The organism is Methanoregula sp., assembly GCF_023227875.1.
Classification (GTDB): Archaea; Halobacteriota; Methanomicrobia; order Methanomicrobiales; family Methanospirillaceae; genus Methanoregula.
Genome location: NZ_JALOCH010000006.1, coordinates 78,844 through 101,218, shown reverse-complemented (window position 1 = coordinate 101,218; position 22,375 = coordinate 78,844). Strand labels below are relative to the sequence as shown.

At 57.3% G+C, this 22,375-nt stretch carries 28 protein-coding genes and 1 pseudogene; 18 read left to right on the top strand and 11 right to left on the bottom strand.

What is annotated here, in order from left to right; genetic code table 11:
• The first annotated feature begins 59 nt into the window (after positions 1 to 59).
• The 6 genes from M0R30_RS08005 to M0R30_RS07980 are packed head-to-tail and all read left to right on the top strand — an operon-like array spanning position 60 to position 4,009.
• Entirely contained in the window at positions 60 to 593 is a 534-nt protein-coding gene (locus tag M0R30_RS08005; RefSeq protein ID WP_292545648.1) for an NADH-quinone oxidoreductase subunit B family protein, read from the top strand.
• Positions 590 to 1,069 carry an NADH-quinone oxidoreductase subunit C gene (locus tag M0R30_RS08000; RefSeq protein ID WP_292545646.1) on the top strand — a complete coding sequence of 160 codons (480 nt, stop codon included), beginning with the start codon at positions 590 to 592 and terminating at the stop codon, positions 1,067 to 1,069. Before M0R30_RS08005 ends, M0R30_RS08000 begins: the two co-directional genes overlap by 4 nt.
• On the top strand, positions 1,070 to 2,188 hold the full coding sequence (locus M0R30_RS07995; protein ID WP_292545644.1) for a nickel-dependent hydrogenase large subunit: 1,119 nt from the start codon (positions 1,070 to 1,072) through the stop codon (positions 2,186 to 2,188).
• Entirely contained in the window at positions 2,185 to 3,159 is a 975-nt protein-coding gene (locus M0R30_RS07990; RefSeq protein WP_292545642.1) for a complex I subunit 1 family protein, read from the top strand. Before M0R30_RS07995 ends, M0R30_RS07990 begins: the two co-directional genes overlap by 4 nt.
• On the top strand, positions 3,156 to 3,515 hold the full coding sequence (locus tag M0R30_RS07985; RefSeq protein ID WP_292545640.1) for a 4Fe-4S dicluster domain-containing protein: 360 nt from the start codon (positions 3,156 to 3,158) through the stop codon (positions 3,513 to 3,515). The genes M0R30_RS07990 and M0R30_RS07985 overlap by 4 nt, the downstream gene beginning before the upstream one ends.
• On the top strand, positions 3,515 to 4,009 hold the full coding sequence (locus M0R30_RS07980; RefSeq protein WP_292545638.1) for a hydrogenase maturation protease: 495 nt from the start codon (positions 3,515 to 3,517) through the stop codon (positions 4,007 to 4,009). The genes M0R30_RS07985 and M0R30_RS07980 overlap by 1 nt, the downstream gene beginning before the upstream one ends.
• 3 nt (positions 4,010 to 4,012) lie before the next feature.
• Here M0R30_RS07980 and M0R30_RS07975 read toward each other — a convergent pair whose 3' ends face one another.
• Positions 4,013 to 5,422: a DNA-directed DNA polymerase II small subunit gene (locus tag M0R30_RS07975; RefSeq protein WP_292545636.1), complete on the bottom strand. Its 1,410-nt coding sequence runs from the start codon at positions 5,420 to 5,422 to the stop codon at positions 4,013 to 4,015.
• 137 nt (positions 5,423 to 5,559) lie between these two features.
• On the opposite strand from M0R30_RS07975, the gene M0R30_RS07970 reads away from it, so the two are divergent.
• From M0R30_RS07970 to cofH (M0R30_RS07960), 3 genes are all read left to right on the top strand, one after another.
• Positions 5,560 to 6,180 (top strand): LysE family transporter, encoded by a 621-nt coding sequence (locus tag M0R30_RS07970; protein WP_292545634.1) that lies wholly within the window; start codon positions 5,560 to 5,562, stop codon positions 6,178 to 6,180.
• Between the two features lie 224 nt (positions 6,181 to 6,404).
• Positions 6,405 to 7,127, top strand: a complete 723-nt coding sequence (locus tag M0R30_RS07965; RefSeq protein ID WP_292545632.1) for a signal peptidase I — start codon at positions 6,405 to 6,407, stop codon at positions 7,125 to 7,127.
• Between the two features lie 18 nt (positions 7,128 to 7,145).
• Positions 7,146 to 8,234 carry a 5-amino-6-(D-ribitylamino)uracil--L-tyrosine 4-hydroxyphenyl transferase CofH gene (cofH, locus tag M0R30_RS07960; protein WP_292545631.1) on the top strand — a complete coding sequence of 363 codons (1,089 nt, stop codon included), beginning with the start codon at positions 7,146 to 7,148 and terminating at the stop codon, positions 8,232 to 8,234.
• Between the two features lie 36 nt (positions 8,235 to 8,270).
• On the opposite strand, the gene M0R30_RS07955 is transcribed toward cofH (M0R30_RS07960), so the two are convergent.
• Complete coding sequence (locus tag M0R30_RS07955) at positions 8,271 to 8,570, bottom strand: YunC family protein (RefSeq protein WP_292545629.1); 300 nt, start codon at positions 8,568 to 8,570, stop codon at positions 8,271 to 8,273.
• Between the two features lie 108 nt (positions 8,571 to 8,678).
• Here M0R30_RS07955 and cofH (M0R30_RS07950) point away from each other — a divergent pair, with 108 nt between their 5' ends.
• Together cofH (M0R30_RS07950) and M0R30_RS07945 are read left to right on the top strand one after the other, a co-directional pair.
• Positions 8,679 to 9,767 carry a 5-amino-6-(D-ribitylamino)uracil--L-tyrosine 4-hydroxyphenyl transferase CofH gene (cofH, locus tag M0R30_RS07950; RefSeq protein WP_292545627.1) on the top strand — a complete coding sequence of 363 codons (1,089 nt, stop codon included), beginning with the start codon at positions 8,679 to 8,681 and terminating at the stop codon, positions 9,765 to 9,767.
• Between the two features lie 19 nt (positions 9,768 to 9,786).
• A complete protein-coding gene (locus M0R30_RS07945) occupies positions 9,787 to 10,245 on the top strand; it encodes a pyridoxamine 5'-phosphate oxidase family protein (RefSeq protein WP_292545625.1) in 459 nt (152 codons plus the stop codon).
• Between the two features lie 6 nt (positions 10,246 to 10,251).
• Here M0R30_RS07945 and M0R30_RS07940 read toward each other — a convergent pair whose 3' ends face one another.
• Genes M0R30_RS07940 through M0R30_RS07930 form a run of 3 tightly spaced genes read right to left on the bottom strand, consistent with a single transcriptional unit; the run spans position 10,252 to position 11,859 of the window.
• Positions 10,252 to 10,809, bottom strand: coding sequence for a flavodoxin family protein (locus tag M0R30_RS07940; protein ID WP_292545623.1), 558 nt, complete (start codon positions 10,807 to 10,809; stop codon positions 10,252 to 10,254).
• 17 nt (positions 10,810 to 10,826) lie between these two features.
• Positions 10,827 to 11,264, bottom strand: coding sequence for a GIY-YIG nuclease family protein (locus M0R30_RS07935; RefSeq protein ID WP_292545621.1), 438 nt, complete (start codon positions 11,262 to 11,264; stop codon positions 10,827 to 10,829).
• Entirely contained in the window at positions 11,257 to 11,859 is a 603-nt protein-coding gene (locus M0R30_RS07930) for an MBL fold metallo-hydrolase (protein WP_292545619.1), read from the bottom strand. The genes M0R30_RS07935 and M0R30_RS07930 overlap by 8 nt, the downstream gene beginning before the upstream one ends.
• Positions 11,860 to 11,884: 25 nt before the next feature.
• Here M0R30_RS07930 and thiC point away from each other — a divergent pair, with 25 nt between their 5' ends.
• Complete coding sequence (gene thiC, locus M0R30_RS07925; RefSeq protein WP_292545855.1) at positions 11,885 to 13,195, top strand: phosphomethylpyrimidine synthase ThiC; 1,311 nt, start codon at positions 11,885 to 11,887, stop codon at positions 13,193 to 13,195.
• 492 nt (positions 13,196 to 13,687) lie between these two features.
• Here the strand turns inward: thiC and M0R30_RS07920 are convergent, their stop codons facing one another.
• Positions 13,688 to 14,122 carry an LEA type 2 family protein gene (locus tag M0R30_RS07920; RefSeq protein WP_292545617.1) on the bottom strand — a complete coding sequence of 145 codons (435 nt, stop codon included), beginning with the start codon at positions 14,120 to 14,122 and terminating at the stop codon, positions 13,688 to 13,690.
• Between the two features lie 45 nt (positions 14,123 to 14,167).
• The gene (locus M0R30_RS07915; protein WP_292545615.1) at positions 14,168 to 14,470 is read right to left on the bottom strand and encodes a DUF3795 domain-containing protein; all 303 of its coding nucleotides are present in this window, start codon (positions 14,468 to 14,470) and stop codon (positions 14,168 to 14,170) included.
• A gap of 134 nt (positions 14,471 to 14,604) precedes the next feature.
• Here M0R30_RS07915 and M0R30_RS07910 point away from each other — a divergent pair, with 134 nt between their 5' ends.
• Together M0R30_RS07910 and M0R30_RS07905 are read left to right on the top strand one after the other, a co-directional pair.
• Complete coding sequence (locus M0R30_RS07910; RefSeq protein WP_292545613.1) at positions 14,605 to 15,351, top strand: class I SAM-dependent methyltransferase; 747 nt, start codon at positions 14,605 to 14,607, stop codon at positions 15,349 to 15,351.
• A 139-nt stretch (positions 15,352 to 15,490) separates the two neighbouring features.
• A complete protein-coding gene (locus M0R30_RS07905) occupies positions 15,491 to 16,234 on the top strand; it encodes a 4Fe-4S double cluster binding domain-containing protein (protein WP_292545611.1) in 744 nt (247 codons plus the stop codon).
• Between the two features lie 23 nt (positions 16,235 to 16,257).
• On the opposite strand, the pseudogene M0R30_RS07900 reads toward M0R30_RS07905, so the two are convergent.
• The 3 genes and pseudogenes from M0R30_RS07900 to M0R30_RS07890 form a co-directional block, all read right to left on the bottom strand.
• Positions 16,258 to 16,371 (bottom strand): annotated as a pseudogene (locus M0R30_RS07900) (AIR carboxylase family protein); the annotation flags it as partial.
• Between the two features lie 8 nt (positions 16,372 to 16,379).
• A complete protein-coding gene (locus M0R30_RS07895) occupies positions 16,380 to 17,156 on the bottom strand; it encodes a class I SAM-dependent methyltransferase (RefSeq protein ID WP_292545609.1) in 777 nt (258 codons plus the stop codon).
• A 280-nt stretch (positions 17,157 to 17,436) separates the two neighbouring features.
• Entirely contained in the window at positions 17,437 to 17,829 is a 393-nt protein-coding gene (locus tag M0R30_RS07890; RefSeq protein WP_292545853.1) for an AIR carboxylase family protein, read from the bottom strand.
• A gap of 55 nt (positions 17,830 to 17,884) precedes the next feature.
• On the opposite strand from M0R30_RS07890, the gene M0R30_RS07885 reads away from it, so the two are divergent.
• From M0R30_RS07885 to M0R30_RS07870, 4 genes are read left to right on the top strand one after another with little or no spacing between them, the layout of a single operon-like run.
• On the top strand, positions 17,885 to 19,015 hold the full coding sequence (locus M0R30_RS07885; protein ID WP_292545607.1) for an alanine--glyoxylate aminotransferase family protein: 1,131 nt from the start codon (positions 17,885 to 17,887) through the stop codon (positions 19,013 to 19,015).
• The gene (gene ribC / locus M0R30_RS07880; RefSeq protein WP_292545606.1) at positions 19,012 to 19,473 is read left to right on the top strand and encodes a riboflavin synthase; all 462 of its coding nucleotides are present in this window, start codon (positions 19,012 to 19,014) and stop codon (positions 19,471 to 19,473) included. Before M0R30_RS07885 ends, ribC begins: the two co-directional genes overlap by 4 nt.
• A 50-nt stretch (positions 19,474 to 19,523) precedes the next feature.
• On the top strand, positions 19,524 to 19,943 hold the full coding sequence (gene ribH, locus M0R30_RS07875; RefSeq protein WP_292545604.1) for a 6,7-dimethyl-8-ribityllumazine synthase: 420 nt from the start codon (positions 19,524 to 19,526) through the stop codon (positions 19,941 to 19,943).
• Positions 19,940 to 21,073 carry a pyridoxal phosphate-dependent aminotransferase gene (locus M0R30_RS07870; protein ID WP_292545602.1) on the top strand — a complete coding sequence of 378 codons (1,134 nt, stop codon included), beginning with the start codon at positions 19,940 to 19,942 and terminating at the stop codon, positions 21,071 to 21,073. Before ribH ends, M0R30_RS07870 begins: the two co-directional genes overlap by 4 nt.
• A 6-nt stretch (positions 21,074 to 21,079) precedes the next feature.
• Here the strand turns inward: M0R30_RS07870 and M0R30_RS07865 are convergent, their stop codons facing one another.
• Positions 21,080 to 22,072, bottom strand: a complete 993-nt coding sequence (locus M0R30_RS07865) for a hypothetical protein (protein ID WP_292545600.1) — start codon at positions 22,070 to 22,072, stop codon at positions 21,080 to 21,082.
• Between the last annotated feature and the right edge of the window lie 303 nt (positions 22,073 to 22,375).

Genomic DNA, 22,375 nt, shown 5'->3' with positions numbered 1-22,375 from the left:
CGGGTCTGTATTGTACCGATCAATGGCTTAATGAGCGTGCATGGAGGTGATGGTTAACTATGGGAGTCCCGGACACCGGCATGAGCCAGCGCCTCGTGAACTGGGCGCGGGCCAAATCCCCGTGGATCACGGTCTACAACAGCGGGGCCTGCAATGCCTGCGATATCGAGATTATTGCCTGTCTGATGCCCCGCTTCGATGTCGAGCGTTTCGGGATCCTCGTGAAGGGATCCCCCCGGCACGCGGATATCCTGATAGTCACCGGCCACGTCACGCTGAAACAGGCATCCCGCCTGCGCCGGGTCTGGGAACAGATGCCGGAACCGAAGTATGTGATCGCCATGGGTGCCTGCGGTGCGTCCGGAGGAGTGTTCCATGGTCTGTACCACATGGTGGAGAGCGTGGACTGTGTCGTACCGGTCGATGTGTATGTGGCCGGATGCCCGCCGCGCCCGGACGAGATCATCAACGCTGTTGTCACCTGCCTGAACCTGCTTGAAGAGGACGCAGCCCATGGCGGAAAGGAATGGCGGCAGAAGAAACCCGCAACGGGCGTGGACGCAGAGGGAAAAAGCTGCACGGTGGTATCATGACCCGACCAGTTACTGTTGAGACGATTGCAGAACGGATGAAGGAGTTCGGGACTGTCGAGCAGGTCCGGAAGAACCGCATCAGGATCAGGACCGTGCCTGACAAGATCCATGACGCGATAACAACTGCGCAGGCAATGCTGGGATTTGACCGCCTTATCACCATCAGTACCGTAGACAATGGCGAAACACTGGAACTGCTGTACCACCTGATCGGATCGCATCGCATCATCATCTCCCTCTCTCTCGATCTCCCCCGCGACAAGCCGGTTACGCCGACCGTATCTGACCTGCTCCCCCCGGCCGGGATCTACGAGCGGCAGATCCACGACCTCTTCGGCATCACGTTCGAAGGAAATCCCAATATGAAAAAGATCATCCTGAACGAGGGCTGGCCTGAGAACGAATATCCCCTGCGCAAGGACTGGAAACCGAATGCTGGTGTCTTCTACGGGGGAATAAAAGTGGAGAGGATGTAGATGCCCGAAGTCGTTGTCTCCATCGGCCCGCAGCACCCGGCGCTCAAGGAACCGGTCAACTTCAAGATCGTCGCCGACGGGGAAAAGATCGTGCGCCTTGAGCTTGACCTTTCCTACAACCACCGGGGGATCGAGAAGGCTGCCGAGCAGCGGAATTTCATCCGGGTCCTCCCGCTTCTCGAGCGGGTCTGCGGCATCTGTTCGCATTCACATGCCACGGTCTTTTCCAAGGGGATCGAGGAGATCATGGGGCTTGAGATCCCGCCGCGTGCCCAGTACATCCGCACCATCATTGCCGAACTGGAGCGGATGCACAGCCACCTCCTCTGGCTTGGCGTTGCAGCGCACGTCATCGGGTTTAATACCCTCTTCATGTGGACCTGGCGCGACCGCGAGGCCGTGCAGGACACGCTCGAGGAGATGAGCGGGAACAGGGTCCACTATGGCATGAACGAGATCGGGGGCGTCCGCCGGGACCTGACCCCGGCCCAGGTCGAAGCGGCCCTTGAGAGGCTGCCGGCTCTTGAGGAGCGGATCAAAAAGTACGTGGAGATGGTGAACAGCGAAGAGACCATGCTGATCCGTTTCCGGGATGTCGGGAAGATGAGCCGGGAGGAGGCGCTGAAGTACGGGGCGGTCGGGCCCACGGCACGGGCGAGCGGGGTGGATTACGATGTCCGCAGGGACGACCCGTATCTTGCCTATGCAGAGGTGCCCTGGAATGTCATTACGGACACCCACGGGGACGTATACGGCCGGACACGTGTACGGGTCGGGGAGTTGTGGGAGAGCACGCAGATTGTCCGGTACTGCCTTGAGAACCTCCCGGCAGGACCGATACGGGTCGATGCACCGAAAAATGCTCCCAAAGGTGAGATCCTGTCGCGGTACGAAGCCCCGCGGGGGGAGCTGGCCCACTTCATCCGGACAAACGGTACCGATAAGGTGGAGCGGGTCGATATCCGCACGCCGACACTGGCAAACTGGACCTCCGTGGCAGTCTGTCTCGTCAACCAGAACATCGCGGATATCCCGGTGATCGTTGCTGCAATCGACCCCTGCCTCTCGTGCACATCGCGGATGACCGTTGTCAACAGGGTGGATAAGGAGGGACGATGACCGATCCCGTGTTTATCCTCCTCTACATCTTCATCTTCCCGGGATTCTTCTTTCTTATTTCCTATGCCCTGTTCTTCGCATACCTTGACCGGAAGATTGCAGCCCGGATGCAGCAGCGGGTCGGGCCGCCGATCTACCAGCCGTTAGCCGACCTGATCAAGATGCTGGGCAAGGAAGTGATCAACCCGAATGGCGTGGACTGGCGGGTATTTGATGCGATCCCCCTCATTGCCCTTGCTGCTGTCATGACCGCGTTCCTCTATGTACCGGTTCTCGGGTACAGCCCGCTTGCGTTCCAGGGGGACCTCGTTGTTGTCCTTTACCTCATGGCTCTCCCGACAATCGCGCTCTTCGTGCTGGGCTGGCTCTCCCGCAACATCTTCTCCGCCATCGGAGGGATCCGGGCAGTCACGCAGCTCTTCATCTACGAGGTGCCGTTCTTCCTTGCCCTCCTCACCCCCGCCATCATGGCCGGAAGCTGGTCGATAACCGAAATTGTTGTCTGGCAGCAGCACAACCTCTGGATCATATTCTTCCAGCCCATCGGCTTTATCGTCGCTTTGATCGGGCTCCAGGCAAAGCTGGAGAGGACGCCCTTTGATATTCCCGAGGCTGAGACGGAGATCGTTGCCGGGCCCTGGACCGAGCTGACCGGGCGCAGGCTCGCTCTCATGGACCTTGCGACCGATGTCTCCCTCGTTGTCGGCAGCGCCCTGGTTGCAGCCCTCTTCCTTGGGGGTCCCATGCTTCCGTGGGTCCTTGCCCCGTTCTGGCTGAACGGTATCGCCGGCTTTGTCCTCTTCCTGGTAAAGACCCTTGCCGTGCTCCTGCTCCTCTCATCGATTAAAGTGGCCACTGGCCGTATCCGCATCGACCAGCTCAACGATATCGGCTGGAAATACATTGCGAGCGCAGCCGTCGTGCAGGTCGGGATCGTGCTTGTGATCAATTATCTCTGGGTGGTTCCATGAGCGTCCTCCGTGAGATGCTGGAGAACCTCCTCTCCCGGCCAATCACGATCCTCTACCCGAAAGAGAAGGTTCCAATCCCGGAATCGTTCCGGGGACGGGTTGCCATCACTGACGACAAGTGTATCGGGTGTTCCAAATGTTCGCTGGTCTGCCCGGCACAGGTGATCACCATGATCGACGGCCCCCGCGAGGTCGAATTCAAGGGAAAGAGTTTCGCCCGGAAGAAACGGCCGCAGGTGAAGCTGTACAAGTGTATCCGCTGCGGCATTTGCGAGCGGCACTGCCCGACCGGTGCGATCTACCTGAAGCATGAACTTTCAAGTTCGGGTACTGACAGGGAAGTCGTGATCACGTAATGGAGAATGCAGCTCCGTTCACTGACATCGTGAAACAGAGGATAAAAAAAGCCCAAAGGCTGGCGATAGTCGGCATCGGCGATGAACTCATCCCCATGGACCGGCTGGGGATGTCCGCGGCCCGCTGGATCGAACAGCGTCATCTCCCGGATGTGAAGGTCTTTTTTGCCGGTACTGTACCGGAGAGTATCACCGGCCCACTCCGTAAGTACCAACCGGAACATGTCCTTTTTCTGGATGCTGCGGAAATGGGGGAACTGCCCGGTACTATCGCGGTCATCGCGCCGGGGCAGATCCAGGCCAGCCTTCTCTCGACGCATGCCCTTCCACTCACGGTGGTCATGGATTATGTTGAAGAGGAGATTGGCACAGATGTAACGCTCATAGGGATCCAGCCCGACAGCAGGGATCCGGAGAAAGACCTGTCGGATGAAGATGAGTCATATCTCGAAAAAAACCTCCGGCAGTTGCTGACCACTCTTAAAAACCGGTAGTATTCAGCGTGCAGGCTCTGCAAAACTGAACGTCTCGGGTACCAGTGTCTGTAAATCCACGACCACCGCGAGCGCCGGTGTCGGGTTCACGTTCATCTGCTTCTGGAACGCGGTCTGGGACTGCCATGTACCGGCGTTGACACCGAGTACGCCACGGTAGGTCGTGATGCCCTTGATATGGACATGGCCGGTGTGGAGGATCTCGGGCAGGGGGTCGATAATCAGCCGGTCGGACTTGCCGGCAGCGATCGGTGTCCTGCGGCCATATGCGGGGGCGAGGTGACGGCGGACCAGCATCTCCTCCATCATCATGCCGCTCTGGTCATAGGAAGCCCCGGGGATCAGGCCGATCATGTCATCGATCGACCTGCCATGGTACATCATTACCCGGACTCCCTGGAGGTTGACAACCGCCGGGTTCTCGACAAGTGTGCAGTTGGACGGGAATTTCTTCGTGAACGCTGCCGGGATCACGGGCTGGGGCTCTGCCCCTCTCACCACATCGTGGTTGCCCGGCGAAACGATGATCTTAATCCGTGACGGGAGATCGGAGAGCATGGCCCCGAACGCATCGTACTGTTCGTAGATGTTCTTGATCGTCAGTTCCTGCTCCTGCCCGGGATAAATACCGATCCCGTCCACGAGGTCCCCGGCGATCAGGAGATACCCGTAGTCGGAGTCCGAGAGCCAGTCCGCAAACCGGTTCCAGGCCCCATCAAGGAACGTGTTGCTGCCCACGTGGACATCCGAGATCAGGACCGCCTTTCCCGGCTGTTCGCTCTTAAAGGGCGTGTTGTCGATGCGGATGTCCGGCCGGTAGAGGTGTTCTGCGAAGAAGAGGCGCCCGTCGGTTGAGAGTTTCCCCTTAACGCCGATCACCTCATCATGGATGATCCGCTCGGCATCATGGAATACGGGGCGGTCTTTCCGGAAGAGCACGGACATGCTTGCGGACGTATCCTCGATCTCGGCGATGCGGTGGCCGTTCTTCGTGGTGCTCACATCAACGACCATCCCGATGATGGTGCACTCCTCCTGCCGGTAGCGGGTGTTCCTGGTCAGCCCCTCGATGGGCATCGCACCCATCCGGCTCCGGATCATCCCGCCAAGGCGGCTGTACCGGTCCCGGAAGTAGTGGAGGTAATCCCCGGTCCCGTTCACCGGTCCCGATGTGCCGGAACTGCCGCTCACGACCTCGACACTGGGGTCGAGGAGGAAGCGGGTCCCGTCCCGGGTGGCGTGCAACCCGGGGATGTGCTTTGTAGATACGACAACGGTATCTTTTGGCACCTGCGCAAGGATCCGGTCGATGAGGCCCGGCTCGTCCTGCTCCTGGATGTAGCGCACCACGTCGGGGTGCACCTGGAGCCGGGTATCGATGAACCGGAGCGCGATCTCCTGCGCAGAAAGCATACCAGATCATTGGTTGCCGGGAAAATATAGCCTGTTATCCTGCACGTACCCGGCACAGGCAGGCAATACCTGCGGAAGTGCCTGACATTGTTGATAACCTTGCCCGGTATACCTTGTACTGGACTACCGGAACAGAAATGTACGAAATCATCTCAACGCTGGTACTGGGTTTTGTCATCGGGCTCACCGGGGCGCTTGCCCCCGGGCCGACGCTGGTTGCCACCATCAACGCCTCCCTTGCGGGGAACTGGACCGCGGGCCTGAAAGTCTCGCTCGGCCACATCGTGATCGAGACCGCGATCTTCTTTTTGATCATCCTCGGGCTGGCCAGCGTGGCAAGCCCCTATACGGCCGCCATTGCCCTCATCGGCGGCACCGCACTCATGGCATTCGGGGTCATGACGATTTCCGGGAGCCGGAGCGCCACGCTCGCGGCCGGTCCCGTCGAGGAGGGAGCCAGCCCCTACATGGCCGGGCTCCTGACAAGTGCCGCAAACCCCTACTTCTGGATCTGGTGGCTCTCGGTCGGGAGTGCCCTCCTGATCCAGTCGCTTGAAGGAGGACTGCTGCTTGCCGCCGTCTTCATGGTCGGCCACTGGGCTGCCGATACCGGGTGGTACACGTTCGTCTCCACCAGTGTTGCGAAGGGAAAGACCCTCTTATCGGACAGGACCTATCACGGGATCATGGCAGTATGCGGGGCATTCCTGATCCTCTTTGGGTTGTATTACCTGTCAGGAGTGCTCATACCGCGTTGACAGGGCATTCGAAGAACCTTTCAGGTTCGTCTAACATCTCATCTCTGATGAATCCGAGACCTTCATAAGAAGGTCGAGGAGGAGAAGAATCCTGAAGGGATTCTTCGACTTTCAACAAGTCGAAGAGCCTTCGGCTCTTCTCCTGTCTCAAGCCTGATGGCTTTCGACATGGTTAATGTGCACAGGGTTCAACACTATACAAAAACCCGCACCAGGTATTCCCAATGGCAGCCAAAGACACCCCCCGTGACCTCCGCACGCTCTTCGCACAATTCCGTACCAGCGACCACTGGGCGGTCTCGCTTGCCCGGGACCTGCTCTGGGTTGCCTGCGTTGTCGGTGGCATCGCGCTCGCCCTCTTCCTCATCTGCGGCACGTGGCCGGCGGTCGTGACCATCGAGTCGGGGAGCATGATCCCCAACATGAATATCGGTGACCTTGTCGTCGTCGTCCAGAAAGACCGGTACGGGGAGTTCATGACCTGGGAGGAAGGAAAGCGTGCGAACGTCTCGAAGTTCAACAGCTACGGCGACGTGATCATCTACAAACCCAACGGGCTCGATTCGGTCCACCCGATCATCCACCGGACCATGGTGTATGCCACGAATACCACGCCGCTGACGGAGATCCGTGGCAACCAGCTCCTGACCAGCTATGCTCCCGCCCATGACGGGTACATCACGTGGGGGGACAACAACCCGTATCCCGACCAGTTCGCGTCCTATAAGGGGATCGGCACACCGGAACCCGTCAGGGAAGAATGGATCGTCGGCAAGGCACTCTTCACCGTGCCCCTCGTCGGGTATCTCCCCCTCCATATCTGGGAAGTGGTGATCGTGGTCGTCATCATCATGGCCCTGCACGAGCTCTGGCTCCGCTCGCGGGAAGGTAAGGAGCAGAAGGGCGGCAATAGCGGCAGGCAGAAGAAGAAAGCCGGAAAGAAGTAAGGGCAGGAACACGGGACCATGACCACACTACCCACGCTGTTGTCCGACGTAATGAGTGGCCACCGGCTCACGGAACAGGAAGCAGAACGGCTCCTTAAAGCCACCGGCAGGGATGTCTGGAAGATCACCGCGGCGGCCGACGAGATGCGGGAGCGGAGGGCAGGTGACATTGTCACCTATGTGAGGAACCAGAACCTCCACGTGACCAATATCTGCAAGAACCTCTGCGGGTTCTGCGGGTTCGGGAGAAAGGCGACGGACGAAGGGGCGTACTGCCACGACAGGGACGCCATCCAGATGCAGGCCCGGCTCGCCTACGAGCGGAAGGTGACCGAGATCTGCCTCCTTTCGGGTGTCCATCCCGGGTTCACCCTCGACACTTTCGTGGACATGATGCACTGGATCCACGAAGCCGCCCCGGGCGTCCACATCCATGCGTTCAGTCCCGACGAGGTCGCCCATGCGGCAAAGAGGGGTAATATCCCGACGCCGGAAGTGCTTGCCCGGCTCAAGGCGGAGGGGCTCGGGACCATCCAGGGCACGGCAGCAGAGATCCTTGTTGATTCTGTCCGTGAAGTGATCTGCCCGCGGAAAGTCCCGACAGCGGACTGGATCCGGATCATCAAAGAGGCCCACGGGATCGGCATGCGGTCAACGGCGACCATCATGTACGGTTCGTACGAGACCGCACGGGACCAGGCCGAGCACCTCGGGCTCCTGCGGGGTGTCCAGGACGAGACACACGGGTTCACCGAGCTCGTCACCCTCCCGTTCGTCCATACCAACACGCCGCTCTACCAGCAGGGGATTGCCCGGGCCGGGCCGACGGGAAGGGAAGACCTGCTGATGCTTGCGGTCTCCCGTCTCTTCCTTGACAACTTCGACAACATCCAGGTCGCATGGGGGAAAGTCGGGCTCAAGATGACCCAGCTCGCCCTCCTCTCGGGTGCCAACGACCTTGCCGGCACCATGTTCACGGACGACGTGACCGGCGATGCCGGTGCTTCCGGGTCGGATTATCTCGATCCGAAAGATATGGAGCGGATCGTCTCGGATCTCGGCAGGACCCTGAGACAGAGGACGACGCTGTACGATCTGGTAAAATAAAAATAATAAAAAAAAAGATTTTGTTCGTAGATTTTTTCAGAGAAGTTCCAGCGCCTGGCGCCCGGTCATGCCGGTCTTGATCCCGCGTCCCAGTGCCGAGCGGTTCACCTCTTTGACAATACCCTTGAGGATGTCATCGGTGTCCACAATGGACGGGCCAAGAGAAGGCCGGACCTTGACTGCGGGATAACTGAAGGAATCGAGTGCTGCCACATCGAAGGCACCGCACCCGACCAGGCCCACATCGGTCTTGATCGCAACAAGGTTCGCCGGGCCCAGCGGTATAATAAACCCGTCTGCCACTTTTCTTGAAAGTCGTACTTCAGTGAATTCCATAGTGCTCGTGCAGGAATGGTTGGCGTACAGGTTGATAATCCTGCGGCATGAAATTCGATACCTTTACTTTTGGGGAGATGATACTCTCCGTACTACACCCGAGGCGTTATGGGACCGGATCTGAAGACGTTACTGGACGATGTGAAAGGCGGATATCGGCTGAGCGGGGACGAGGCGCTCCGGCTCTTCCGGACCCGTGACCGGCAGGTCTGGGAGATTGCTGCGGCCGCAGACGAGGTACGCGAGCAACGGGCAGGAGACGCGGTGACGTACGTCCGGAACCAGAACATCAACGTGACCAACCTCTGCGTGAACGCCTGCGGGTTCTGCGGGTACTCAAAGAAACCCGGGGATGAGGGGATCTACTTCCACGACAAGGTGGCGATCCAGGAGAAAGTGGCACTGGCAAAGGACCGTAAGTGCACCGAGATCTGCACCGTGAGCGGTCTCCACCCGGACTTCACCGCACAATCCTATACCGATGTGTACCGCTGGATCCACGAGGCGGCACCGGGCATCCACCTCCACGCGAGCAACCCGATGGAAGTGGCCTACGCCGCAAAGAGAAGCAACATGAGCACGGTCGAGGTGCTTGAGGCGATGAAGGAGGCCGGGCTCAATTCAATGTGCGGGACAGCAGCGGAGATCCTCGTGGACGATATCCGGCAGAAGATCTGCAAGGAAAAGATCCCGACCAAAGAATGGGTCCGGATCATCACCGAGGCGCACGGCCTTGGCATCCCCTCGACTGCCACTATCATGTACGGGCACTGCGAGAGCGATGCGGACCGGGTAGCACACCTCGCGATCCTCCGGGACATCCAGGACGAGACGCAGGGGTTCACCGAGTTCGTCCCGCTCTCGTTCATCCACATGAACACGCCGATCTTCCGGCAGGGGCATGCCCGGGCAGGGGCAACAGGCAGGGAGGACCAGCTGATGGTCGCGGTGGCCCGGCTCTTCCTTGACAATTTTAAAAATATCCAGGTCTCGTGGGTGAAGGAAGGGATCAAGATGGCCCAGCTCGGGCTGATTGCGGGGGCGAACGACCTCGGGGGGACGGTGTTCGAGGAGAGCATCTCCAAGGGTGCGGGGGCGACCAACACCGATTACCTTGACCCGGAGGAGATGCAGCGGGTGGCAGAGGATATCGGGAGACCGCTGCGCCGGCGTAACACGCTCTACGAGCTGGTGTGATGGCGGGAACTGCGAGGTCATGAAGAGAAAAGACCGGGAGATCACGGACCGGGGCGAGATGGAGGCCGTCCTTGCGGCAGCCCCTGTCTGCCGGATGGCGATGGCGGACGGAGAAGAACCGTATGTGGTCCCGCTCTGTTTCGGGTATGCCGACAACACGATCTGGGTCCACTCCGCCCGCGAGGGAAAAAAGATCGACATCCTCACCAGGAACCCCCGCTGCTGCGTTGAGGTGGACATGTATGAGGGCCCGATCCGGGATACGGTCCCCTGTTCATGGGAGGTCCGGTACAAGAGCGTTATCTGTACCGGTTTTGCCCGGCCTGTGGAAGATTCTGCTGAAAAGAACAAAGCCCTCACCTGCATCATGCAGCATTACGGGGGAGAGACCCCCGTTCTCTCAGAAAAAGCGCTGGACCGGGTCCTTGTGGTAAAAATCGCAATAGAGGAGATGACCGGGAAAAAATATGGTTATTGACCGCACCTAATCGTGGCTGGGCTTCAAGAGGCGGACGATCTTGTCCCCGATCTTCTGCGCCCTCTTCATCGCTTTCTCGTCCTTGAGCACGTCACCCGCGTGGTATCCCATGCCCTTTACGCACCCGAGCGAGGCGAACTCGTGGGAGGAGAGGAAACCCTCCAGCGTTTGGATGGTCCGCAACGCCCCCTTGTTGGCGTGGACCGCAACAGCAACACCCTTTTTACCTGCGAGCTTGCGGTCATGGTACAGGGAGTAGGTGCGGTCAATAAAGTTCTTGAGATGCCCGTTGACATCGTAATAGTACGTCGGTGACCCGATGACGAGGACATCGCACTTCATCACTTTCTGGATTATCTCGTCCCAGTCGTCGTTCTCGATGACACACCACTTCTTTTCCTTACACTTCTCGCAGCCGAGACAGGGAGAGATTTTCCTGCCGGCAAGCGACACGAACTCGGTCCTCACTCCCGATTCCTCGCACCGGCCGAGGATCTCCTTGACAAGAATCGCCGTGTTACCGTTCTTGCGCATACTTCCCGAAATGCCCAGCACCTTTTTCATACGTTACCCGTACAGCACTACCGGTTCATCATGGTTTTGGTGATTGCAACATGTCCGAGACGGTTGATGGCGGCAATGATCTCATCGTGCGGGTCTGTTTTCCGGTAAAAGAGATGAGACGGGCAGTGACAATCGCTGCACCCGAATGAGGGTACAAACGGCGGCCCAAGTGCATCTGCGAGCCGGCATTCGAGCGGCTCATCTGTCACGGTATGGATGGTATGCCTGAGAGTAAAGCGATCGGAAACGGAAAGGTAGTCGACATGCCACTTCGGTTTTTTGTCCTTTGATCCGGAAAGGCGGACATGGCGATCAAGCCGGGCAAGTCCTCCGCTCCCGAGCGCTGAACCAACGTACACGTGCCAGCCGGCAGGGAACCGGACCGGGCCGAGCGCCCCGATCCCGACCGTGCATGCCGGGTTCTCAAAAACGAGACAGTAACATCCCTTATCCATATCCGCTCTTCATCAGCCCCAGCGCCGCTGCGATGCACCGGTTGCCGTTCTCATCGGTGGGCTCGCCATGGCCGGCATACAGCCCTTCGACATCAAGCACGGAGAGCCGTTCGAGCGACCGGGCAAGCTCAGTCCTGCTCCCGCCGGGGAAGTCGTACCGCCCGAAGTACCCGTCGGCAAAGACGGTGTCCCCGGAGATGAGTACCCTGTCCTTATCAGAGTAGAGGCAGATGCAGCCCGGCGTGTGGCCCGGGGTGTGGATGACAGTAAAGTCTCCGATGGAGTCCCCGTCCGCCAGGGTGATGTCGGGGACGATGCCCGGCGACCGGGCGCCAAAGTTCATCGCAAGGCTGTGAAGGTCCTCGACGAGCCCCCGGGCATCGGCCTTGTGGATGGCGACCTTTGCCTTGCACATGTGCGCGATCTCTTTTACGTGGGCGATATGGTCGTAATGGCAGTGGGTCAGGGCGATCGTATCGATGGTCTCCTTGTACGGTGCTACTGCCATCGGCATGACCCCCGCGTCCACGAGAATGTTCCCGATAACATAGGCATTCGCAAAGATCGATCCGCCGGGTATCCACCTGACCTGCATGCACAATAATAAGGCCTCAAAACAGATGTTTCTTATGGATACGCTCATCCGCAGGTGCAAAAAGGGACTCCCCAGGGAACTGGAGACCGTGGCACGGGCGGAAGGAATGGAACCGGCACGGCTTGCCCGGGGCATTGCGGCGGGCCGGATCGTTGTCCCGAAGAACCCGGGCCGGAAGCACCACCCCTGCGCCATTGGCGAGGGCTGCACGGTCAAGATCAATATCAATATCGGGACCTCGGGCTCCCGCTGCGACCCGGCGCTCGAGATGAAAAAGGCGCAGGCAGCGCTCGACAACGGTGCCGACGCCCTCATGGACCTTTCCACGGGAGGCGACCTGGTTGCGATCCGGAAGAAGATCCTCAAACTCGACACCACGGTCGGCACGGTCCCCGTGTACGAAGCGGTGCGCCGGGCGGGTAATGCCGGCGATGTCACCGCCGAGTTGCTCTTCAAAGTGATCCGGGAGCACTGCAAACAGGGCGTGGACTTCCTGACCCTCCACTGCGGCGTGAACCGGCAGGCGCTCGATGCCCTCAGGGCCGACCCCCGTCTCATGGGCGTTGTGAGCCGGGGCGGGTCGTTCCACTGCGCCATGATGATGCAGCGGGAGGAGGAGAACCCGCTCTATGCAGAATACGACTACCTCCTTGAGATCCTGAAGGAATACGATGTCACGGTCAGCCTCGGCGACGGGATGCGGCCCGGCTGCCTGCAGGACGCGGAGAAACTCGCGAAGTCGGTGGAATACAATACCCTCGGCGCACTCGCAAAGCGGGCGCAGGCTGCCGGTGTCCAGCGGATGATCGAGGGCCCCGGTCACATGCCCCTCGACCAGGTGGGCTACAATGTGCGGATGATCAAGGAGATCACCAACCACGCCCCGCTCTACCTCCTCGGGCCGCTCGTCACCGACATAGCGCCAGGCTACGACCACGTGGTCGCGGCGATTGGCGGGGCAGCTGCCTGCCTGAACGGCGCCGACTTCCTCTGCATGGTCTCGCCGAGCGAGCACCTTGCCCTGCCGGATGTTGCGGACATCATCGAAGGCACCCGGGTCGCGAAGATCGCGGCGCACGTTGGGGACACCGTCCGCAAGCCGGAGGGATGGCGGATGGAACGCGAGGTAAAGATGGCGGAGGCCCGGCACGAGCTCGACTGGGACGAGCAGTTCCGGCTCTCGCTCTATGGCGACCATGCCCGGAAGATCCACGAGCGGGACGGGGAGACGGAGACCTGTTCGATGTGCGGGGATTTGTGTGCTATGAAGATGGTGAACGAGCTGTTCGGGACCGGGAAGAAGAAGGGGAAAGGGAAGACGCTAAAAAAGAAGTAATTATCCTTCAGGCAGGGCATCCCCTGCCCCCTCCCGGAAAAAGAGGGAGGGGATACCCCCCACCCCCACGACTCCTTTTACATGCACGGGCCCCCGGTTTCCCGTGGAACTCACGTCTGTAAACACCAATTCCACCAACCTGTCTGACAGGGGGGGTAGTCCCCCCTCCCTCAGCAGGAGGCACCCCCCACCACCCCACTTAAAAAAATGGAAGGGGGGGTCCCCCTACCCACCCCTCCATGGTCCGGAGGGGTACCCACCCCCCTTGCCTGCATGGACAAACGTTGTGTTTCCTCTGGAAGTTCAGACGGAGGGTTGGATCTTCATCAGTTCCGGAACAAGGGGGAGAAGGGGGTACCCACCCCTCTCTCAGCGGGGGGTAGCTACCCCTCCCTGAGTACGAGGGACCCGCCCATGCCCCGGAAAAAAATCCGGAGGGGGGGAGGGGGTAGTCCCCCCACCTTTATTGGTATGCCGGGCTGGTACACCGTATTACGGTGTTTTGCGCTCTGCAACAGCATCCGTTATCTGCTCCATCGTCACTGGCAGGTCCTTCGTGAACGGGATGGACCAGTGAAAGAGGATACAATCGACAACTGCCGTCCCCTTGATCGTGACCATCACGCTCCCCTGGGATGCCAGGGCTGCGAGTGCTGCGAGGAGAATCGCGTTGTCTGACTTGACCGGGACCTGCAGCAGGGTGCTGTCCTCTGCCGGTATGGAAATCCGGCCAGTGTTTCCCGTTGCAATCTGCCGGGTAGTATCGCAGTCCCTGCAGAGCACCTTGAACGGGAGCTCCTTCACGGTCACGCCAAAGGGGTTTTTGTTCTGCACCCGGATTGCCACGTCGAGTTCAAGAGACGAGACTGAGAGGGAACGGAGCTGCACGTCTTCAAGGCTGACTTCCGGTTCGTGCAGAACAGGCATGGTACCAAGGTTCGGCAGGCCGGCTAGATAACTCTGCCCATCCGATTATTTCCGGCTCCTGAGCTCCTGCTCCATTGCGACAAGACACGCCGCCGCTTCCGCCTCGTTCAGATGAGGATCATCCCTGATGCGGTCGAACCGCCCGCACATCAGGTCCGGGCATTTCCCGCAGTGCGGGAACTTCCTCTCGTTTTTGCAACAGTCATAGATCGCACAGTTTTCAATACCGATAAAGGCGGTCCAGAACGGTTTTCCTCTGGTCTTTTCACAGCCCGTGCACTCCTTACCGTGGTGGTCGCAATCGCTGCACGAATAACCACAGACCGTCTCGATCTTCTTCTTCGCCATATCCGGGTATCATCAGCCGGCAGGATAAAGAGCCGGTATGCGGGACGTGAAAGTAAGGAGCGGAGCATACCGGGGAAGGAAGACCCCTCCGACCACAAAGCACTCAATACAATCCTGCCAACCTGAGGGGTATCATGCAACTACCTCCGTTTTTTTACCAGGTGTTCGAATCCCTCCCCCGGCAGGGCCCGGGCTGTGCAGGTGCGACAAAGAAAGTGTTCTCACTTCTTCCCCCTCTTCCGGATGACGCGAAGATCCTCGATGTCGGGTGCGGCAGCGGGACCCAGACCCGGGACCTTGCCACCCTCACCACCGGAACGATCACCGCGGTGGACAACCACCAGCCGTTCCTGGACATGCTCAACGCCCGGGCCGGGAAAGCCGGCCTGCAGGGAAGGATCCGGACCGTGAATGCCTCGATGGATGCCCTCCCCTTTGAGCCGGGTCAGTTCGACCTCATATGGTCCGAAGGGGCGATCTTCATTGTCGGGTTCGAGGCAGGGCTCCGGGCCTGGAAACCGCTCCTGAAACAGGGTGGGTACATGGTCGTGTCCGATGCAGACTGGTTCGAGCCCAACCCTCCCGCCGAGCTTGTGAAATGGTGGGAGAGCGAGGGATACCTCCCGGTGTCCGAAGAGGAGATGAAGGAACGGGTAAAGCGGACCGGGCTCAGGCTCGTCGCAACCTACCGGCTGCCGGATGCCGGGTGGTGGGATAACTACCATGTCCCGATGCTGGCCCGGATCGCGGAGCTCCGGAAGACGCACGGATCGGATCCCGGCAATGCAGCCCTTCTCGATGCTTTTGAGCACGAGGCCGAAATGTTCCGGAAATACAAACGGTATTACGGGTACACGTTCTTCGTGATGCAGAAGGTCTGAAAAAGGAGCAGGTCCGGTCAGTGGTGGCGGGACTTCTTCATGCAGTGGGCTGAGCACTCAGTATGCTCAAGCCCCTCACCGGTTTCTTTTTTTATTCTGACCACCATCGTAAAATGCCTGTACAGCCCTCAGGTACATAATGATATCACAGGATATTGCCAGCCAGGTCCGGTCGCTTGCCCTGACGCTCGGCGCCGACTACGTTGGTATCGCGGATCTCACCCTGGCCCATGACTTCATCCATGCGCAGGGAGGGGAGCGGGCCGGCAGGTACCCGCGGGGAGTTGTGATGGGGATACGGCTTCAGGATAGCGTTGTTGACCTCCTGCCGGAGAAAGACAAAGAAGGGGCAATCCTGTACCGTCACACCACCTATGACGTTGTCAACACCGCCCTCGACCAGATCGCGCTCCGTGTTGCAAATGTCCTCCAGCGGGAGGGCCATGGGGCATTCCCTGTTCCTGCATCCAAGCGCACGGACGATGAGCACTTCTGCGGAATCTTCTCCCAGAAACTCGCGGCACATATGGCCGGGCTTGGCTGGATCGGGAAGAGCTGCCTGCTCGTGACCCCGGACCACGGGCCGAGAGTCCGGTGGGTCACGGTCCTTACCGATGCCCCTCTCACACCGACCGGATCTCCTATGAAACCACGGTGCGGGAAGTGTACGGAGTGTGTCGATATCTGCCCGGTCCAGGCATTTACCGGCAGGACTTTCTCTCACGATGAGCCCCGCGAGGCCCGGTTCGATGCTGCGGCATGCGACCGTTACTACAAGGAACTTGAGAAGAGCGGGGGTGTCGCTGCGGTCTGCGGGCTGTGCGTATGGGTATGCCCGCATGGGAGAAAAGCGAGACGAAAAGCCCGGAAACATGCAAAATAATTCCGGTGAACTTTTTTATCCGGTTATTTCTTTGACAGCTTCAGGATCCGGATCGCGAGCCACGCGGCATTGTCGCCATTGTCCACGCCAACGCAGGCAACCGGCACCCTTTTTGGCATCCGGGCAATCGAGAGCAGATCGCTCATTATGAGGTTATTGGCTTTTTACTGATAATATATCCAAAACTTGTCCAGCGACCTCTGTCTACCTCAAGAGTTTTCGGATCCTCTTCCGGCCTTTGTTTGCAGAAAGGATCATGTCTGGCATACGATATCCACCACTGGTGAGCATCAGGAGCGTACCCGGATTCGGTGATCTCAAAACCTGCCAGACTTACCAGTTCGGAGGTCTCGCGGAGACTTCTGAAGCACTTTTTCCATGAATATTCTCCACTAGATACATACGGCTCAAGATCCGGAGGGATCTCAACATCAATGTGCATTGGTTCACCCAGACCAAACGTTCCACCAGGTTTTAATACACGATAAATTTCTTTCAGGCACTCCATGTACCCTTCGATACCCTGAGATACCCGGACCATCTCAAGGGCGGTTGTCGAATACACATAATCAAAGGAACCGGAAGCAAAATGCGTATCCGGGACACCGGTTTTTATTCCCAGAATGGAATTTTCAACATTCCAGTGTTGAGCATTCTTTTGTAAATGGTCGACCATGGGATTGCCCTGCATCCTGTCATCCCATGGATCGATACCAACGGCAAATACACGATACTCTTTTGCCAGAAAACACGTTTGATAGCCACGGTTTGAGCCAACATCCAGTAGTTTTTTGCCCGCCGCAAGCTTCATTTTTTCAGCAATAAATTCGGCAAGCTGCAGCCCACCCGGACCGCTGCTTTGCTCATAGATTGTATCATAATCAGTGTATTTTTTTGATTTTTTATATTGAAAAACAGTCATTTATATTTCTCCGTTTGTCTTTTTCATAAAACCCGATTACATAATATCATGATCATTTGAGGAATTTTCTGCTCTGTAGAAACCATTCAGAAAGATCAGACGCTCTCGGGGGTTTTGCCCCCCCGCTGGGGCATTCCCTGGTGGGATGACGACGTATTGCCGGTAACCAACCTCGTCCTATCCCAATGCGCCCTGTCCCCCTCGTGTGACAAGGTGGTGCATAGGGGGGGCATAATATCATCAAAATGGATTTCTACAGAGTAGAATTTTTAAAACGATTCTAATTCTTTGATAACTTCAGGATCCGGATCGCCAGCCACGCGGCGTTATCACCGTTGTCCACGCCAACGCAGGCGACCGGCACACCTTTTGGCATCTGGGCAATGGAGAGCAGGGAGTCCATGCCGTTCAGTGTCCCGCTGACAGGCACGCCGATGACCGGCTTGTCGGACTTTGACGCAATGACACCAGGAAGCGCTGCCGAGAGCCCGGCAATGGCGATATAGACCTTGCAGGTGCTGGTCTTGAGGTAGGCATCGAGCTTGTCAGGATCGCGGTGTGCGGAGAGGATCCGGGCATCGTACGAGATGCCGTTTGCGTCGAGAACCTTCTTCACCTTGTCGGTGATTGCCGCGTCGGAGGCGGACCCGGATATAATAGCTACGTCTGCCATATCTGCCATCCAAACTTATATTGCGTCTATATTAAAATACTATGAGCAGATTCACATGGAAAAAGAACTACTCCTGATGCTGCCGGGCCCGGTGCCGATGCCGGAACGGGTCAGGTTCGCAATGTCGCGTCAGGCAATAAACCACCGCAGCCCCGAGTTCGGTGCCGCGTATGCCGACTGTGTGCGTGTCCTCAAGAACACGTTTGCAACGAAGAACGACCTTGTTGTTATCAGCGGTTCCGGCACGGCCGGCATGGAAGCCGCGATTGCAAACGTAGGACGGGACAAGGATATCGCCTGTATCGTCAACGGGAAGTTCGGCGAGCGGCTCTATAAGATCAGCCAGCGCTACGGGAAGGCGCACGAGATCAAGTCCGAGTGGGGCACACCGGTCAACCTTGAAGCGCTCAAGGCCCAGCTCGAGGCCGGCGCAACTGTCGTCACGCTCATCCACAACGAGACGTCGGCCGGTATCAAGAACCCGGCAGAAGAGATCGGCAAGCTCTGCCGGAAGCACGACGCCCTCTTCATCATGGACGGCATAACCTCCATCGGCGGTGACACGGTCGAGGTCGACAAGTGGGGTGTCGATATCGCCATCACCGGCTCGCAGAAGTGTTTTGCCGCACCTGCAGGTCTTGCCATGGTCTCGGTGAGCAGCCGGGCATGGGATCGGATGACCAAGAACCCGCCGTTCTACCTCGACCTTGCGGCATACCGGAAGAGCGCGGGCGGAACGCCGATGGAGACTCCCTACACCCCCGCGGTGCCGCTTTTCCTTGCGCTCCGCGAGGCCTGCCTGATCATCGAAGAGGAAGGACTCCCTGCACGGATCGCCCGGCACAAGAAGATGTCCGGGGCCGTGCAGGCAGCGGCAAAGGCATGGGGCCTTAACCTCTTCCCGAAGATCGATGCATTACACAACTACTCGTCAACGGTCACCGCAATCGAGTATCCCGCCGGTGTCAAGGATGACGAGATGCGGGCCGCCATCAAGAAGATGGGGATCGTCATCGCCGGCGGCCAGGACCACCTGAAGGGGAAGATCTTCCGTATCGGGAGCATGGGCGCGGTCAGCGCACCGGAGATCCTCGCTACCCTTGCGGCAACCCAGATTGCCCTGAAGAAATGTGGGTACAAACTGCAGGGTGACGGCGTCCAGGCCGCGGGCGAGGTGCTGGGATGAGGGTGGGCGTTGCCGATACCACCTTCTCGCGCGTCAACATGGGAGCCATCGCTGTCGATGAGCTCAAGAAGCATGCAAGTGTAGCCATCGAACGGGTTACGGTGCCCGGGATCAAGGACCTGCCGGTGGCCTGCAAGAAACTGATAGAAGAACGCCGGTGCGAGATCGTCATGGCGCTCGGCATGCCCGGGGGCAAGGATAAGGATAAGATGTGCGCCCACGAGGCCTCGCAGGGCCTTATCATGTGCCAGCTCATGACGAACACGCACATCATCGAGGTCTTTGTCCACGAGGACGAGGCGAAGGATGACCGCGAGCTCGCGTGGCTCATGGAGCAGCGCACCCGCGAGCATGCGGTGAATGCCGTAAAACTCGTGCTCCACCCAAAAGAGCTGGAGAAAGAGGCCGGCACCGGTCAGCGGCAGGGATTCGCCGACGCCGGACCGGCCCGCCGCTAGGGCAAAAGCCAACGGATTTATGAAGTTCAATAAAAAAGAGATGATCTGCTATGTGTGATACCAACCCGATAAAACTTGGATTCGTTGTCGCGGAGTTCAACCGCGACATCACGTACATGATGGAGATTGAAGGCCGCGAACATGCCGCATTCCTCGGTGCAGAAGTGACCGAGACCATGTATGTCCCCGGGGCATACGACATGCCGCTTGCGATCAAGAAACTGCTGACCGCCGGTAAGGTGGACGCAGTCGTCACGATCGGCTGCGTTATCGAGGGCGCCACCCAACACGACGAGATCGTAGTGCAGCACGCAGCCCGGAAGATCATCGATCTCTCATTAGAGTTCGGCAAGCCGGTAGCACTCGGCATCTCCGGGCCCGGCATGACCCGGCTTGAGGCAACTGAGCGGATGGATTACGCAAAGCGGGCCGTTGAGTCAGCCATCAAGATGGTCAAACGGTTGAGATGAAACCCCTGTCGGTGAAGATCGCCGGCGTCACCGAGTCGGCAACGATCGCCATCTCCAACAAGGCGAAGTCGATGCAGCGCGAGGGGATCGATGTCATCAGCCTCTCGATCGGCGAACCGGACTTCGCCACCCCGCAGCATATCACGGATGCCTGCATTGATGCGCTGAAGCGCGGCGAGACACATTACGCCCCGAGCAATGGCATCCCGGAGCTGACGGGCGCTATTGCCGAGAAGATCGAGCGGGAGAACCATTTCCCCTGCACTCCGCAGCAGGTGATTGTCGGCTGCGGTGCAAAGGACTCGATCTACGAGGCCTGCGAAGCCGTGCTGAACCCGGGCGACGAGGCGATCATCCTCACGCCGGCCTGGGTCTCCTACGAGCCCTGCATTCATATCGCGGGCGGAAAGCCGGTCTTCCACGAGATCAACCAGAAGACCTTCCAGCTCGACGACTCTCTTCTCGAAAAGGTCAACAAAAATACCAAGATGATCATCGTCAACTCCCCGTCGAATCCCACGGGCGCTGTGTTTGACAAGAAGTCCATGCAGCTCATCGCCGATCTCTGCACGGACCATGATCTCTACGCGATGGCGGACGAGATCTACGAGAAGATGATCTACGGCAAGGAACATATCTCGCTCGCCGCCATCGGCGATATGCACCAGCGGACCATCACCATCAACGGCTTCTCGAAGGCCTACGCGATGACCGGCTGGCGGCTCGGGTACGCGGTGGGACCAAAGCAGATCATCACCGAGATGTCCAAGGTGCAGCAGCACTCCATCAGCCAGGTCACGACCTTTGCCATGTGGGGCGGGGTTGCGGCGCTCAAGGGCGACCAGCAGTGCGTCGAGAATATGCGGCAGGAGTTCGACAAGCGGCGGAAGTACGTTATCGGGGAGCTCAAAGCGATGGGCTACGAGACTGCACCGGCCGAGGGTGCGTTCTATGCTTTTGTCCGGGTTGACGGGGACGATATGGAGGTTGCGTCGCGGTGGCTTGATGCCGGTCATGTTGCCGCGACACCGGGGAGTGCGTTCTATGCGCCGGGATGGATCCGGTTGTCGTACGCGGCTTCGATGGAGAAGCTGCAAGAGGCGATGCAGCGAATAAAAGCGGTTGGGTAGAGAATTTTAATTATTATTTTTCAAATTCGAGGGTTCGATGTACACTATCGAACCTGTCATAATTTTTTTAACCACGTTCTCATTGTGAATTGTCATTTCATTATGAAGTGTCATGATATAGTTTTCAGATTCTTCGATAATGAATACACGATTTAACACTTCGTCATTATCTAAAATAATATTCACAGGCCCTTTGATGGGACCTCCTGGAAAATTCAACATGAGAATGATTGTCATCCAGAAAAAAAGGATTAATTCAGCATAGATCAACGAGAGAAAATTAACATTCCAAATATACGCAAGAACAATACTGACCGTCATTAACACAATCGAAATATCTCTAAATTTCGTTTTGTTGTTAATCAAAATCAATAGTGAATCTGTTCGATTAAATGGTAACACGATTTGATTTGGTATGATTTTTTTACAGAATTCATCCAAAAGAGAATAATTTTGCATAATTCTTACAAAATCTGAAAATAAAAACACAAACGCAAATGAAAGAACAAATAGAGAACCATTAATTATTGCCTCAAGGGGTCGATGTGCATCGAACCATAAATACCAACAGAACGGAAGTAAAAAAAACGCATTGAATACGGTTAAAATAAAAATTGCTATAGTTGCATTCTGGGCGTTAACATCTTTTCTCTCTTTTGAAAATATCATATGGCCATAACTTTCAACTGAGATTATCAAATACAAAATACCGAAAATGAAAGCAACCACAATCGCAACATCAGTTAATATAACTTTAGAAAATGAGTTGGCGATCACTGAATAAAAATTTAAGATGATAAACGTTGAATTCTCGAACCAATTAAAAATCTCAAAAACCAAATTCCAATTTTCTATAAGAAAAGCATAGTACAATAATCCTAAAATTACGAATAACCAATTTACAAACAACGAGGAAATCCCAATTCCGTTATTTGGTTTTATACTTGGAAGTGCGTCGGTCTCATTCTTTGTAGCTGAATCGTTTATGCTGTCAGCCATTGTTTGATTATAAGCTCAATTGGTATTTTAATATTAATTTTGACTAAAGAAGGAAATTTTTTACAATTCAGAAAATACTACCCCTCACCAATTCTTCCCGGATCTTCCACCTTCTTCCAACCCCACGATCCGCAGCCCGATCGCATGCGACTTTCTGCGCCCAACTTTTGCCAATTAAACATTTCAAAAGCTCTTTGGTGAAAAATTCCATCCGAATATCATACGGGGATTAGTGTCCAACGCCCGGACTCTTTCCAGGACACTATCTGCGATATGCACCCCCCCACCGTCGGACACACCCCC